Source organism: Amycolatopsis thailandensis (genome assembly GCF_042723255.1).
Lineage (GTDB): Bacteria > Actinomycetota > Actinomycetes > Mycobacteriales > Pseudonocardiaceae > Amycolatopsis > Amycolatopsis thailandensis.
The window spans coordinates 1-14,032 of record NZ_JBHXJK010000116.1 but is presented as its reverse complement, the minus strand read 5'-3'; the positions used below and the strand labels follow the sequence as shown (position 1 = coordinate 14,032).

Annotated in this window: 16 protein-coding genes; 11 read left to right on the top strand and 5 right to left on the bottom strand. The window is 67.9% G+C overall.

Annotated elements, in window-relative coordinates; translation table 11 throughout:
* Positions 1–24: 24 nt before the first annotated feature.
* From ACFWMR_RS33105 to ACFWMR_RS33095, 3 genes are read right to left on the bottom strand one after another with little or no spacing between them, the layout of a single operon-like run.
* Positions 25–423: an arsenate reductase ArsC gene (locus ACFWMR_RS33105; protein ID WP_378381210.1), complete on the bottom strand. Its 399-nt coding sequence runs from the start codon at positions 421–423 to the stop codon at positions 25–27.
* Positions 420–1,493 carry an ACR3 family arsenite efflux transporter gene (gene arsB, locus ACFWMR_RS33100; protein ID WP_378381209.1) on the bottom strand — a complete coding sequence of 358 codons (1,074 nt, stop codon included), beginning with the start codon at positions 1,491–1,493 and terminating at the stop codon, positions 420–422. Before arsB ends, ACFWMR_RS33105 begins: the two co-directional genes overlap by 4 nt.
* Positions 1,490–1,852, bottom strand: a complete 363-nt coding sequence (locus ACFWMR_RS33095; protein ID WP_378278011.1) for a metalloregulator ArsR/SmtB family transcription factor — start codon at positions 1,850–1,852, stop codon at positions 1,490–1,492. Before ACFWMR_RS33095 ends, arsB begins: the two co-directional genes overlap by 4 nt.
* 83 nt (positions 1,853–1,935) lie before the next feature.
* Here ACFWMR_RS33095 and ACFWMR_RS33090 point away from each other — a divergent pair, with 83 nt between their 5' ends.
* From ACFWMR_RS33090 to ACFWMR_RS33045, 10 genes are all read left to right on the top strand, one after another.
* Positions 1,936–2,358 carry an ArsI/CadI family heavy metal resistance metalloenzyme gene (locus ACFWMR_RS33090; protein WP_093934561.1) on the top strand — a complete coding sequence of 141 codons (423 nt, stop codon included), beginning with the start codon at positions 1,936–1,938 and terminating at the stop codon, positions 2,356–2,358.
* Positions 2,359–2,448: 90 nt separating this feature from the next.
* Positions 2,449–2,889, top strand: a complete 441-nt coding sequence (locus ACFWMR_RS33085; protein ID WP_378381208.1) for a GNAT family N-acetyltransferase — start codon at positions 2,449–2,451, stop codon at positions 2,887–2,889.
* A 737-nt stretch (positions 2,890–3,626) separates the two neighbouring features.
* Positions 3,627–4,250, top strand: coding sequence for a hypothetical protein (locus ACFWMR_RS33080; protein WP_378381207.1), 624 nt, complete (start codon positions 3,627–3,629; stop codon positions 4,248–4,250).
* Between the two features lie 83 nt (positions 4,251–4,333).
* Positions 4,334–5,500, top strand: coding sequence for an ROK family protein (locus ACFWMR_RS33075; protein WP_378381206.1), 1,167 nt, complete (start codon positions 4,334–4,336; stop codon positions 5,498–5,500).
* 96 nt (positions 5,501–5,596) lie between these two features.
* A complete protein-coding gene (locus tag ACFWMR_RS33070; protein WP_378381205.1) occupies positions 5,597–6,616 on the top strand; it encodes an ABC transporter substrate-binding protein in 1,020 nt (339 codons plus the stop codon).
* Positions 6,613–7,374, top strand: a complete 762-nt coding sequence (locus ACFWMR_RS33065) for an ABC transporter ATP-binding protein (protein WP_093934565.1) — start codon at positions 6,613–6,615, stop codon at positions 7,372–7,374. Before ACFWMR_RS33070 ends, ACFWMR_RS33065 begins: the two co-directional genes overlap by 4 nt.
* Positions 7,371–8,207, top strand: a complete 837-nt coding sequence (locus tag ACFWMR_RS33060) for an ABC transporter permease (protein ID WP_378381204.1) — start codon at positions 7,371–7,373, stop codon at positions 8,205–8,207. The genes ACFWMR_RS33065 and ACFWMR_RS33060 overlap by 4 nt, the downstream gene beginning before the upstream one ends.
* On the top strand, positions 8,204–9,526 hold the full coding sequence (locus ACFWMR_RS33055; protein WP_378381203.1) for an LLM class flavin-dependent oxidoreductase: 1,323 nt from the start codon (positions 8,204–8,206) through the stop codon (positions 9,524–9,526). Before ACFWMR_RS33060 ends, ACFWMR_RS33055 begins: the two co-directional genes overlap by 4 nt.
* The gene (locus ACFWMR_RS33050; protein ID WP_378381202.1) at positions 9,523–10,425 is read left to right on the top strand and encodes a TauD/TfdA dioxygenase family protein; all 903 of its coding nucleotides are present in this window, start codon (positions 9,523–9,525) and stop codon (positions 10,423–10,425) included. Before ACFWMR_RS33055 ends, ACFWMR_RS33050 begins: the two co-directional genes overlap by 4 nt.
* A 70-nt stretch (positions 10,426–10,495) precedes the next feature.
* Positions 10,496–11,713 (top strand): RNA polymerase sigma factor, encoded by a 1,218-nt coding sequence (locus ACFWMR_RS33045; protein WP_378381201.1) that lies wholly within the window; start codon positions 10,496–10,498, stop codon positions 11,711–11,713.
* On the opposite strand, the gene ACFWMR_RS33040 is transcribed toward ACFWMR_RS33045, so the two are convergent.
* Positions 11,710–12,156: a nuclear transport factor 2 family protein gene (locus tag ACFWMR_RS33040; protein ID WP_378381200.1), complete on the bottom strand. Its 447-nt coding sequence runs from the start codon at positions 12,154–12,156 to the stop codon at positions 11,710–11,712. The genes ACFWMR_RS33045 and ACFWMR_RS33040 overlap by 4 nt on opposite strands.
* Before the next feature lie 2 nt (positions 12,157–12,158).
* A complete protein-coding gene (locus ACFWMR_RS33035) occupies positions 12,159–13,034 on the bottom strand; it encodes a TIGR03619 family F420-dependent LLM class oxidoreductase (RefSeq protein WP_093934570.1) in 876 nt (291 codons plus the stop codon).
* A 124-nt stretch (positions 13,035–13,158) separates the two neighbouring features.
* Between ACFWMR_RS33035 and ACFWMR_RS33030 the strand changes: the two genes are divergently transcribed.
* A complete protein-coding gene (locus ACFWMR_RS33030) occupies positions 13,159–13,950 on the top strand; it encodes a hypothetical protein (RefSeq protein ID WP_093934571.1) in 792 nt (263 codons plus the stop codon).
* The last annotated feature ends 82 nt before the right edge of the window (positions 13,951–14,032 follow it).

The following is a 14,032-nucleotide window of genomic DNA, read 5'->3' as shown; positions in this document are numbered from 1 at the left end:
GCACCGGGACCCGGGCGGGCTTCATCAGGCGACCAGCTCGGTGAGCAGTTCGCGGACGCGGCGGTCGATCTCGTCGCGGATCGGGCGGATCTGGTCGACGGCCCGGCCGGCGGGGTCGTCGAGCTGCCAGTCGAGGTACCGCTTGCCGGGGAAGACGGGGCAGGCGTCGCCGCAGCCCATGGTGATGACGACGTCGGCGGCTTCGACCGCGTCGGTGGTCAGCCGCTTGGGGAATTCGCGGGAGACGTCGATGCCGAGTTCGGCCATGACCGCGACCACGGCGGGGTTGATCTCGCCGGCGGGGGCGGATCCGGCGGAGCGGACGGCGACGCGTCCGGCGGCGTGGTGGTGCAGCAGCGCGGCGGCCATTTGGGAGCGCCCGGCGTTGTGGACGCAGACGAACAGGACTTCGGGGGTGTTCACGGGGTGACCTCCACGCGGGCTGGGGTGAAGCGGCGGCGCAGTGCCAGGGAAACGTAGACGAGCGCGACGAGGACGGGGACTTCGATCAGCGGACCGACGACCCCGGCGAGCGCTTGGCCGCTGGTCGCTCCGAAGGTCGCGATGGCCACGGCGATGGCGAGCTCGAAGTTGTTGCCCGCGGCGGTGAACGCCAGTGTCGTGGTGCGCTCGTAGGACAAGCCGACCGCGCGGCCGAAAGCGTAGGACCCGGCCCACATCAGTCCGAAGTAGACCAGCAGCGGCACCGCGATCCGGACGACGTCCAGTGGCCGCGCGGTGATCTGTTCCCCTTGCAACGCGAAGAGAACCACGATGGTGAACAGCAGCCCGTAGAGCGCGGCCGGTCCGATCCTCGGCAGGAACCGGGTCTCGTACCAGGCGCGGCCTTTCGCGCGTTCGCCGAGGCGTCGGGTCAGGTAGCCCGCCAGGAGCGGGATACCGAGGAAGATCAGCACGCTTTTCGCGATCTGCCAGCCGGACACCGCGAGGCCGGCTTGCGGGAGGCCGAGCCAGCCGGGCAGGACCGCAAGGTAGAACCAGCCGAGGAACCCGAACGCGATCACCTGGAACACCGAGTTCAGCGCGACCAGCACGGCGGCGGCCTCGCGATCGCCGCAGGCGAGGTCGTTCCAGATGATCACCATGGCGATGCAGCGGGCGAGGCCGACGATGATCAGCCCGGTCCGGTACTCCGGCAGATCGGGCAGCAGCAGCCAGGCGAGGGCGAACATCAGCGCCGGGCCGATCAGCCAGTTCAGCACCAGCGAAGGCCACAGCAGCCGCCGATCGCCGGTGACCGTGTCGAGGCGGTCGTAGCGGACCTTCGCCAGCACCGGGTACATCATCACCAGCAGCCCGAGCGCGATCGGCAGTGAGATCCCGTCCACCTGCACCGCCGACAGGACCGTGTTCAGGCCGGGGATCCAGCGTCCGGCGAGCAGCCCGGCGACCATCGCGGCCGCGATCCACACGGGCAGAAACCGGTCCAAGGTGGACAGCTTGCCGACCACCCCCGTGTCCGGGCCGGTCATGCCGGGACCGGGGTGTCACCGGGGACCAGGACGGCCGACAGGCGGGCCAGCACCTCGGGGTGGACGCGGTAGTACACCCAGGTGCCGCGCCGCTGCCCGGTGATCAGCCCGGACTCCCGCAGGACCTTGAGGTGATGGGAGATGGTCGGGCCGGTCAGGTCGAACGCGTCGGTCAGGTCGCACACGCACGCCTCGCCGCCCGCGTGGGAGGCGATCAGCGAAAGCAGCCGCAACCGCACCGGGTCGGCCATCGCCTTGAACAACTTCGACAGCTCGACGGCCTGGTCCTCGCTCAGCGGTTCGCGGGCCAGTGGCGAGCAACAGGCGTCCATCGCGGCGATCGGCAGCTGTTTCGGCATGCGTCTATCTTGACAGACTTCTAATTAGAGGACAATCTAAGCCGAGCCACTGTTTCGATGAATGTCTATCCAAGGAGGATGGGATGTCACGGGTACAGCTCGCACTACGGGTCGGGGACCTCGAAGGTTCGATCGACTTCTACTCGAAGCTCTTCGGCACCGAACCGGCCAAACTCCGCCCCGGGTACGCGAACTTCGCCATCGCCGAACCCGCGCTCAAGCTCGTGCTCCTCGAAGGGGAGCCCGGTCAGGCCACGGTCATGGATCACCTCGGCGTCGAGGTCGAGTCCACCGACCAGGTCAGCGAAGCCGGCAAGCGCCTGACCGGCGAAGGCCTGGAGACGCTGACCGAGGACGACACCACCTGCTGCTACGCCGTGCAGGACAAGATCTGGGTCCACGGTCCCGGCCAGGAACCCTGGGAGGTCTACACAGTCAAGGCCGACTCGCAGACCTTCGGCACCGACAGCGCCGCCCTCGCCACCCCGGCCACCTGCTGCTCCTGACCGGCACGGAGCGGGTTGCCGCGCGGCCACCCGCTCCGACGGCGCCGCCGGACCGACCTGCGCTCCGTGCCCCTCGCTTTAATGGGATTCATGGAGATCCGCCAGGCACGCACCACGGACGCCCCCGCCGTGACCCCGTTGCTCGCCCAGCTGGGCTACCCGGACAACCACGAGGAAGACGTCCGCCGCCGGCTCGAACGCTGGGCCGCCCACCCCGAAGGCGCCGCGTTCGTCGCCGTGTCGGGCGACGGCGTGGTCGGCGTCATCGCGGTGGTCGCGATCCCGCTCCTCGAACGGGAGGCCTCCGTGGGACGGATCGTGGCCCTGGTGGTGGACGAGACCCAGCGCGGGACCGGAGTCGGGCGTGAACTGGTCACCGCCGCCGAAGAGCAGGCGCTGCGGTGGGGTTGTGTCGCCATGGAGGTCAGCAGTTCCCGCCGCCGGACCGGCGCGCACGCCTTCTACCGGGCGCGCGGGTACGAGGACCGTTGCGAGCGCAGCGCCAAGTTCTTCCGCGAACTGACCGCTTGACCAGCTCCCGGATACTGAGAGCCCTACCAAAGGACGCAAACCGTTGTAGCGGAGGACATACGCGGTCTTCTGTCCGGTGAGCCACGCACCCATCACCTGAGGGCCGGGCAGGTGGAGGTCCTTCTCGCCGCAGAGGACCGCCTGGCGGAGCCAGGCTAACTTGCACCAAAACCGCAGGCAGAGCCCTACAACGCGGCGCCGTCGGCATCGCGCACTCGAGCAAGAGGATCGAACCGGCGAGCCATAACGGCGCGGGCACTCCCAACGGTTTGCCGTAAAGTCCGATCAGTCCGGTCGCGGCGGTGGCGACACTTGCGGTCCCCAGCGCCCAGACCACCTTGCGCTCCCGCCTGGCTTCAAGCTTTCCCAGCAGTGAGGCCAGGATTCGCTTGCCGAAGAAAATGGCTTCCGGCCGCCCCCGCAGAACCGCGGCCGGCCGGAAAAACGTACGGACTGCAAACCAGATAGCTCGCTGAGTCCAGACTCAACACCTCAAGGCTGACGCCGAAGTAGGCGAAGTAGGCCCTCGCGCTGACGTAGCCGAACTAGCAGAGAAGCGCGGACAAGATCGGCAGGGGTCGTTGAACGCGAGGATCTCGGTGACCAGACGCCACCGGTCGTCAGCGAAGGAGCGCTTGGACTGTTCGTTTCTGTAATGAAGACGGCCCGGTCTGCGAGTTCGAAGACAACCCATGGGCATCCGCCCGGAACCCAAGCACTCGAACAAGGAGCGCGACATGAAGGCGGCACCCGAGGAGGCAAGCGCGAAGCCCGGGAAACGACGACGAAAGCTCGCAGAGATGAGGCAGCTGCGGCGTCGGCGTCACTACCCGTGGTCTGCCGAGGTCACGCGAGGATTTCCGGTCTACGCGGACCTCATGCACGAGGCCATCACCGAGGCCAGGCGCCGATACCGATGGGTCGGCCGGGCACATATGCTGTGGTTTCGGATCGGCGGGGCCGCAGAGCTCGTCTTGAGTATCAGTTTCCCGTTCGTAGTCGCCCTCTTGTCGGACGACGAGGGCGTCATGACGAAGCAGGATCAGCGCGTCGTGACCGGTATCAGTGTCGGAATCGCGCTCCTTGGCAGCATAAGCGCGTTCTACGGATGGAACGACAACTGGCGCCTCAACCGGACACAGCAGCTCGTCCTGAAGCGGATCATCGGTTCGTGGGAACTCGACATCCTGGAGGTCCTCATCGACCCCGATCCTGACCGCGGACGAGCGCATGCGGTCACCAAACAGGCAGTCCAAGACCTGGATGTGGCCTTCGAACACGAGCAAGACGTGTTCTTCGGATCGATCCGGTTGCCGGAAGACTTGCAGGGCCGCGGGAAAGCGGGTGATCAGTCCCCGTAGCCGACTGGCGCCTTCCAATCCCGCCGGCTCCCGGATGCTGAGAGCGCTAGGCCCACCCGCACCCACTTGCGAATATCGGCACCGTGACCGGCAGGCGGAGCGCCAGTGCCAGCGCGGTGCTCCGCGTGGTGCTGGACGAAGGAGCGATAGCGCGCAGCACCATCGCGCGCCGCACCGGGCTGAGTGCCGCCGCCGTCACGGGGCATGTGGCGGAGCTGATGCGCCGGGGCTTCCTCACCGAGCTGCCCGAGGTCGCGGGCGCGGTCGGCAGGCCGCATGTGCCGGTGGACCTCGACACGGAGCGGTTCGTGGTGTGCGGGGCGCACATCGCGGTCGACCACCTCACCGTCGGCCTGCTGGATCTGCGCGGGAAAGTGCTGGCACAGCTGGAAGCCCCGCATCACGGCGCCGAGCCTGCCGTGCAGGTCGCGCAGATCGCGGAGCTGCTCGACGACCTCCTCATCGGACACGCGCCGGACCGGACTCCGCTCGGGTTGGGGGTGGCGACCGGCGGCTGGGTCGACGAGGCGTCGGGGACGGTGGTCGAGCACGGATTGCTCGGCTGGCAAGGGGTCCCGTTGCGCGAGCTGCTCACCGAGGTGACCGGGCTCGACGTCCGCGTCGACGGGCATTCGCGGGCGCTCATCCACGCCGAACGCCTGCTGGGGCAACCGAGAGCGCGCAGCAGTGTGGTGCAGTTGTTCACCGGCAACGTGGTCGACGCGGCCTTCGCCACCGGCGACACCGTCCACCACGGTCCGCGCTCGGCCGCGGGCGCCGTCGCGCATCTAAGGGTCGATGACAGCGAAGAACCTTGCCGCTGCGGGCGTTCCGGCTGTCTTGAGGCCACGGTTTCCGAGCGCACGGTCGTCCGAAAGGCCGTTGAAGCAGGAATCGCCGAAAAACCGGATTTCGCCGAAGTGCTCCATTCGGCGGCATCGGGAAACAAAGGCGCCGTCGCCATTTTCCAGGAACGCGCACGGATAATCGGACAGGCCGCCGCATTGCTCTTCGACGTCCTCAATCCGGAAATTCTCATCGTGCTCGATCAGAGTGTACGCGACGTCGAAGGTTGCCTTTCCACGATCCGGGACGAGGTCTCCCAGCGCTCCTGGATCTGCCAGGACGCGACCGGAAACGTTGTGGCGTCGAGCTTTCCAGGGACCGAGCTGGCGACGGCCGGCGGGGCCGTCATGCTGAACGTCCTCTACGAAGATCCTCTTTTCGCGAAGCTCGCCAACGCGTCGTAAAGCCGGATTACTTCACTAAATCGCAAAATTGACGCTCTCCGCCGGGCCTGCGAAGAATCTTCTTCAACGACGCGAACCCGAACGAAAGAGCCCACCGTGAAGAAACCCGTGCCCTTGATCGCCGCACTCCTCGCCGGGCTGGCGCTGTCGGGCTGCGGCGCGTCCGCGAGCTCGGCGGGTGTCGCCGGACAGCCCGAGAAACTCGAACTCCGCTACCAAGGTTCGGCGAACAACGTCACCTACCCCGAACTCGCCGAGGACCTCGGGTACTTCGGCCCGGTCAAACTCAAGTGGGTCGGCAACACGATCAGCGGACCGCAGGACATCCAGTCCGCCGCGACCGATCAGACCGACTTCGGCGGCGCCTTCACCGGCGCGGTCGCCAAACTCGTGGACGCCGGCGCCCCGATCAAGGCCGTCGTCAACTACTACGGCTCCGACGAGAAGACCTTCTTGGGCTTCTACGTCAAGGAAGACAGCCCGATCCGCAACCCGCGCGACCTCATCGGCAAGAAGGTCGGCGTCAACACCGTCGGCGCGAACCTGGAGGCCGCCCTCGACACCTGGCTCAAACGCAACGGCCTCTCCGACACCGAGATCGACCAAGTGCAACTGGTCGTCCTGCCGCCGATCAACACCGAACAGGCCCTGCGCAACGGCCAGATCGACGTCGCCGCGCTCAACGGCGTCCTCCAGGACCGGGCCCTTTCCGGCGGCGGGGTGCGGCCGATCGTGAAGGACGTCGAGGCGTTCGGCCCCTACAACGGCGGGCCGTACGTGCTGCGGACCGACTTCATCAAGAAGTACCCGGAGACCACGAAAACCTTCGTCACCGGCGTGGCCAAGGCGATCGAATGGGCACGCACCACGCCACGCGAGGAGGTCATCGCCCGGTTCACCAAGATCATCCAGAACCGCGGCCGCAACGAGAACACCGAAACGCTCAAGTACTGGAAGAGCGTCGGCGTCACCAAGGGCGGGCTGATCTCCGACAACGACTACACGCTCTGGACGGATTGGCTCAAGCAGTCCGGGTTCATCAAGAACGACCAGGTCGACCTGAAGAAGCTCTACACCAACGAGTTCAACCCCTTCCGCGAAGGCGGTGGCGCGTGACCGCCAAGATCAGCCTCCGCTCGGTCACCAAGACCTTCGGCGCCCTGACCGCACTGGACGACGTCTCCCTCGACATCGAGGACGGCACGTTCCTTTCCCTCGTCGGGCCCAGCGGCTCCGGCAAGTCGACCCTGCTCGACCTGCTCGGCGGCCTCGCGAAACCCACGTCCGGCGAGGTCCTGATCGACGGGAAGCCCGTCACCGGACCGGGTCTGGACCGCGGGGTCGTGTTCCAGCAGTACGCGTTGTTCCCCTGGCGCACCGCACGCGCCAACGTCGAATTCGGGCTCGAAGGCGGCACCCTGACCAAACGGCAGCGCGCCGACAGGGCGAGGGAATTCCTCGACCTGGTCGGGCTTTCCGGCTTCGAAGACCATCTCCCCCACCAGCTTTCCGGTGGTATGAAGCAACGCGTCGCGATCGCGAGGAGCCTCGCCTACGACCCCGACGTACTGCTGATGGACGAGCCGTACGCCGCGCTCGACTCCCAGACCCGCGAACTGCTCCAGGAGGAACTGCGGCGGATCTGGAAACGCACCGGCAAGACCATCGTCTTCATCACCCACAGCATCGAAGAAGCCGTCTACTTGGGACAGAAGGTCGCGGTACTCACCTCGCGACCGGGAAGGCTCAAGGACGTCGTCGACATCGACCTCGGCGACCGCTCCAACGACGATCTGCGCTCGGCGCCCGCGTTCGTGGCGCACCGGCACCGGCTGTGGGAACTCCTGCACGACGAGATCCGGAGGGCCGCATGACCGCGACACTCGAAGCGCCGACTGTCCACACCGGACCGAAACCGGTCGAGAAGGCACGCAAGAAAAGCAGGCTGGGCAAGGCTTTCCGCAGCTCGGCGGCGATCCTGCTGTTCCTCGCCATCTGGGAGCTCGCTCCCCAGTTCGTCCTCGACGAAGGAACGAGGACCTTCCTTCCACCGCTGTCGGAAGACCTCGTCGCGCTCTGGGAACTGATCCTCAACGGCCAGCTGGCCGATCACCTGCTGGCGAGTCTCGGCCGGTCCGCCGCCGGGTTCGTGATCGCGGTGGGCGTCTCGGTCCCGCTCGGGCTGCTGATCGCCTGGTACCGCCCGCTCGCGGAGTTCCTGAACCCGCTGCTGGAACTCGCCCGCAACACCGCCGCGCTGGCGTTGCTGCCGGTGTTCACGCTCCTGCTCGGCATCGGCGAGGTGTCCAAGATCGCGCTGATCGTCTACGCCTGCGTCTGGCCGGTGCTGCTCAACACGATCGCCGGGGTGAACACCGTGGATCCCTTGCTGGTCAAGGCCGCGCGTTCGCTCGGGCTGTCGAGCCCGAACCTGTTCCGCAAGGTGATCCTGCCCTCGGCGGTGCCGACCATCTTCACCGGCATCCGGATGGCGGCGGCGTACTCGATCCTCATCCTCATCGCCGCCGAAATGGTCGGCGCCAAGGCCGGGCTCGGCTATCTGATCAACAACTCCCAGGTCAACTTCCAGATCCAGCAGATGTACGCCGCGATCATCACGGTGTCGGTTCTCGGGCTGGCCATCAACGCGGGCTTCGTCGCGCTGGAGCGGCGATTCTCCACCTGGCGTGTCAAGGAGAAGGCGTGAAACACCTGCATCTCAACGCGTTCGTGATGCCGAACGGCCATCACGAGGCGGCCTGGCGGCATCCGAGCACGGATCCGCGGCGCGCCGCGACGCTGCAGCACTATGTCGACATCGCCCGTACGGCGGAGCGCGGCAAGCTGGATTCGCTGTTCCTCGCCGACGGCGTCGCCTTGTGGGGCAACGTCCGCTACAACTCGCACACCCTGTTCGAGCCGCTGACGCTGCTTTCGGCGCTGGCCGGGGCCACCGAGCGCATCGGTCTCATCGCCACCGCGTCGACGACCTACAACGAGCCGTACCACCTGGCCCGGAAGTTCGCTTCACTCGACCATCTCAGCGGCGGGCGCGCGGGCTGGAACATCGTGACGTCGGCGGGCGAGGACGAGGCCCGCAACTTCAACCGCGACGCCCGGCCGGCGCACGCGCTGCGTTACGAACGCGCCACCGAATTCGTCGAGGTGGCAAGGAAACTCTGGGACAGCTGGGACGACGACGCGGCCGTCATCGACAAGGCGAGCGGGGTCTACGCGGACACCGACCGCATCCATCCGATCGACCACAACGGCCCGCATTTCCAGGTCCGCGGCCCGCTGAACATCCCGCGTCCGGTGCAGGGACATCCCTTGCTGGTGCAGGCCGGTTCGTCGGAGACGGGCAAGGAGTACGCGGCCCGGTTCGCCGAGGCGGTGTTCACCGCGCAGCAGACTTTCGCCGAAGGCAAGGCTTTCTACGACGACGTCAAGGGAAGACTCGCGAAGTACGGACGCTCGCCGGAGGAGATCAAGATCCTGCCGGGGATCAGCCCGATCCTGGGCCGCACGGAGGCCGAAGCGAAGGAACGCGAGGCCGAGCTCAACGCCCTGATCACCCCCGCGTACGGCGTGCGGCAGCTGTCGAACATGCTCGACCACGACCTCACGCCGTATCCGCTCGACGGTCCGCTGCCCGACGTCGGCACGTTCACCGAAGGCGCGCAGAGCCGGTTCGAGCTGGTCACCGGCCTGGCGCGGCGCGAGAACCTGACCATCCGCCAGCTGATCGAACGGCTCGCGGGCGGGCGTGGGCACCGTGTCTTCGCCGGTACGGCAACGCAAGTGGCCGACCAGCTGGAGCACTGGTTCACCGAAGGCGCCGCGGACGGCTTCAACGTCATGCCACCCACCCTGCCCGGCGGCCTCGAGGACTTCGTCGACCTCGTGGTCCCGGAACTCCAGCGGCGCGGCCTGTTCCGCACCGAGTACACCGCCACGACCTTGCGCGGCCACTACGGCCTCGCCCGTCCCGTCCATCGCACCGCAGTGAAGGAGCATGCCGCATGACCGCCCTAAACACCCAGGTCGAGGTCCGCAAGATCACCGGCAGGATCGGCGCGCAGGTGATCGGCGTCGATCCGGCCAAGGACCTCGACGCCGCCACCGTCGCGTTCGTGACCGAAGCCCTGCACGAGCACAAGGCGCTCGTCTTCCGCGACGTCGAGCTGGACGACGCGGGCCAGCAGCGGTTCGCCGCGCACTTCGGCGAGCTGACCAAGGCGCACCCGACCGTCCCGTCGGTCGACGGGGAGCCCGCCATCCTGCCGGTCGACAGCGAGCAGGGCCGCGCGAACCAGTGGCACACCGACGTCACCTTCGTGCACAACCCGCCGAAGGCCAGCACGCTGCGCAGTCTGGTCGTACCGCCTTACGGTGGCGAGACGCTCATCGCCAACTCGGCCGCCGCGTACCGCGACCTGCCGGAGCCGCTCCGGGCGTTCGCCGACACGCTGCGCGCCGAGCACACCAACGACTATGACTACGCGAAGGCGCCGGAGACCCTCGATGAGGCAGAGCAGGAACGCCGGAAGGTGTTCGTCTCGCAGAAGTTCCGCACGGTCCACCCGGTGGTGCGGGTGCATCCGGTGACCGGCGAACGCGGGCTGTACATCGGCGGGTTCGCGCAGCGGATCATCGGGCTGTCCAAGGGCGAGTCGCGGGACATCCTGCGGCTGCTGCAGTCCTACGTGACGCGGCCGGAGAACGTCGTCCGGGTGAGCTGGGAGCCGAACCAGCTGGTGTTGTTCGACAACCGCATCACCCAGCACTACGCCGTCGACAACTACGACGACCTGCCCCGCCGCTTGAACCGGGTCACCGTGGCGGGCGACGTCCCGCTCGGCATCGACGGGGTGCCGAGCGAATCCCTCGAAGGCGACGCTTCGCACTACTCCCCCGTCGCCTGACGCCCCGCATTTAGTCCTCTGGATGCGTACCAACCGCATCCAGAGGACTAAATGCGGTAAGACTGGCGACGTGAAGGACGATCGTCAGGTGGAAGCGCTCCTCAGGGAGCTGGCCCCGCAGGTCATCGGGCTGCTGGTGCGCAAGCACGGGCAGTTCGACGCCTGCGAGGACGCCGTCCAGGAAGCCCTGCTTTCGGCCGCGCAGCAATGGCCGGAGCAGGGCATCCCGGACAGCCCGAAGTCTTGGCTCGCGACGGTCGCGTCACGGCGGCTGGTGGACGAGTGGCGCAGCGAGAGCGCGCGACGGCGGCGCGAGGAGAACGACGCGCTGATGGCCCCGGCCGAACCGTCCACTGTGTCCGATTCGGACGACACGCTCACGGTGTTGTTCCTGTGCTGTCACCCTTCCCTGTCCGCGCCGTCGCAACTCGCGCTCACGCTGCGCGCCGTCGGCGGTCTGACCACCGGCGAGATCGCGGCCGCGTTCCTGGTCCCGGAATCGACGCTCGCCCAGCGGATCAGCCGGGCGAAACAGACCATCAAGAAGGCGGGCGCCGAATTCGTCCTGCCGCCGGCCGCGGAACTCGCCGAACGGCTCCGCGTCGTCCTCCAAGTGCTGTACCTGATCTTCAACGAGGGCTACACGACCAGCGGCGGCCCCGACCTGCACCGCGCCGACCTGACCGCCGAGGCGATCCGGCTGACCCGCCTGCTCCGGCGGCTCATGCCGGACGAAGACGAGGTCACCGGCCTGCTCGCGCTCATGCTGCTGACCGACGCGCGCCGCGACGCCCGCGCCGGCGAGGACGGCTCGCTCGTCCCTCTCGCCGAGCAGGACCGCTCGCGCTGGAACGCGGAAACGATCGCCGAGGGCGTCTCGCTGGTGAGCGGGGCCCTGGCGGAAGGCCCTGTCGGGCCGTACCAGGTGCAGGCCGCGATCGCCGCCGTCCACGACGAGGCGGCCACCGCGGCCGACACGGACTGGACCCAGATCCTCGCGCTCTACGACGTCCTCGAAAAGGTCTCGCCCGGCCCGATCGTGACGCTCAACCGCGCTGTCGCGGTCGCCGAGGTCAACGGACCGGAAGCGGGCCTCGACCTGCTCGCCACGCTCGACGACGACACCCGGATGAGCCAGACCCATCGGCTCGATTCCGTGCGCGGGCACCTGCTGGAGCTGGCCGGGGAGGCCGTCGCCGCGCGCGAGGCGTACCTCCGGGCCGCCGGCAAGACCGCGAGCGAACCCGAGAAGCAGTACCTGACCCGGCGCGCGGAGCGGCTCTCCTAGTCCTCGGCTTTGCGGGCGGTGGCCATGGCGCGCTCGGTTTCCCAGAACGCGCGCATCGAGGCGATCAGCCCGTCCTCGCGCACCCGGTAGACGAACACGCCGTCGGTGTCGACGCGGTAGCCGCCGGGCAGGTACGTCGTGATCGTGCCGACGTTCGCGACCTCGTCCCCGGCCGCGTGGGAATCACGGATGGTGAACTGGAAGCGTTCGACGCATCCGATCGTCTTGTCCCAGAAGGCACTGATCCCGTCGTGGCCGTGGTGGCCCTTGCCCTCTTCGTCGAACATCGACGGGCCGACGGGGTCTTCGACGACGGCGTCACCGGCGAAGAGCGCGAGCCAGGCTTCCTTGTCCCCCGCCGTGACGGCGGTCATCGAGCGGAACGCGGCCTGCCTCGCGGGCGGCTGTTCGGCGGCGGGATCCCAGCAGACGTCGACACCCATGCTCAGTCTCCGATCTTCGCGATGATCTCGTCGCCGAACTTCTTGATGGAATCCAGCTTCGGGCCGACTTCGGCGTCGAAACCGAGGCCGTCGAACACCCACGGCATGGTGATGATGTCGGTGACGCCGATGTCGCCCTGCTCGCGGTAACCGTCGAGACCGAACTTGTCGATGCAGACGGCCTGGTACTCGAACGGGTCTTCGGCGCGACCCCGCTCCGCCAGCAGTCCGCGCAGTTTGGCGATCGTGTCGCGGAGGTCGTCGAACTTCATCATCGCCGAGGACCAGCCGTCGGCGACGCGAGCGGCCCGGCGCAGCGCGACGTCGGTGTGGCCGCCGATGTAGAACGGCACCTTCGACGGCGGTGTCGGGCTCATGCGGAGCTTGTCGAAGTCGAAGAACTCACCGTGGAACTCGACCATCCCGCCGTCGAGGATCAGCCGCAGCACCTCGATGGCCTCGTCCACGCGTTTGCCGCGCTTCTCGTACGGCGCCCCGCACCAGCGGAACTCTTCCGGCGACCAGCCGACGCCGAGCCCGAGACCGAAACGGCCGCCGGTCAGCGCCGCGACCGAGTTGACCTGGCGCGCGAGCAGGACCGGGTTACGGGAGCCGAGTTTGAGCACGGAGGTGTAGAAGGTGAGCCGTTCGGTGACCGCGCCCATCGAGGCGGCGGCGACCAGCGGATCGGCCCAGGGCGTCTCCTCGGTCCAGAACCGGCTGCCGTCGGGCGTGTACGGGTAGTCGGCCGAGACCGTTTCGGAATAGAACAGGGAATCCGGGAGCGCGATCGAGGAGAACCCCGCCTCTTCGGCGGCCCGGGCGAGCTCGCCCAGCTGATCGAGCGGATTCATCGCGATCGACAGGGTGAACTTCATGGGGCCGAACTATAACGTGTTCTAGTTTGCCTCGCCAGTGGTGACCGCGAGCACCAGCGGGAACCTCGGGCAGGCCGTCCACGTTGTCCGGAGCAAAGGCCGAACGATTCCTGGAGTTGAACCCATGGGCACCGCGATCTTCCTGATCGTGCTCCTCGTCGTCGTGGTCGGCGGCGGCATCTACTTCGCGAAATCCCAGGCGGCGGCCAAGAAGCGCCAGCTGGACGACGCGAAGGCGGACGCACGGCGCCTCGTCGAACGACTGGGCGGTCAGGTCATGAACCTCACCGGCACGGACACCGCTTCCCAGCAGGCGATGGCGGACGCGTCCGAGCGTTTCACCGCGGCGGGCTCTCAGATGGAGCAGGCGCAGACCATCGAGCAGGCGCGGCTCGTGCGCGAGACCGCCATCGAAGGCCTCTACTACGTCCGCGCCGCGCGGCTCGCCATGGGCATGGACCCCGGTCCGGAACTGCCCGGCAGCGAAGAGCGCGACAGGGCGGGCAAGGTCACCGAGCACCGCTCGGTCGACGTCGAGGGCGAGCACTACGAGGCCTCGCCGGACCCGAGCCAGCGGACGCCGCACTACTACCCCGGCGGTCGCGTGGCGGGCCGTCCGGTGCCGCAGGGCTGGTACAGCGAGCCGTGGTGGAAGCCCGCGCTCGTCGCCGGTGCCTGGGGTCTCGGTTCGATGCTGCTGTTCAGCGCGATGTTCTCCGGCATGGCGGGTATCGCGAGCGCGTCGGCCTGGGAGTCGGGCTACGACGCGGGCCAGGAGGACGCGGGTGCCGGCGGTGACGCGGGTGGCGACGCCGGAGGCGACATGGGCGGGGACGCCGGTGGGTTCGACGGCGGCGGCTTCGATGGTGGCGGTTTCGACGGCGGGGGCTTCGACGGCGGCGGCTTCGACTTCTAGCGCCGGTCTCCCTTCCCAAGTACATGAAGGCCCCCTTCCTTGCGCCAGGCGTAAGGAAGGGGGCCTTCATGTACTTCAGGTG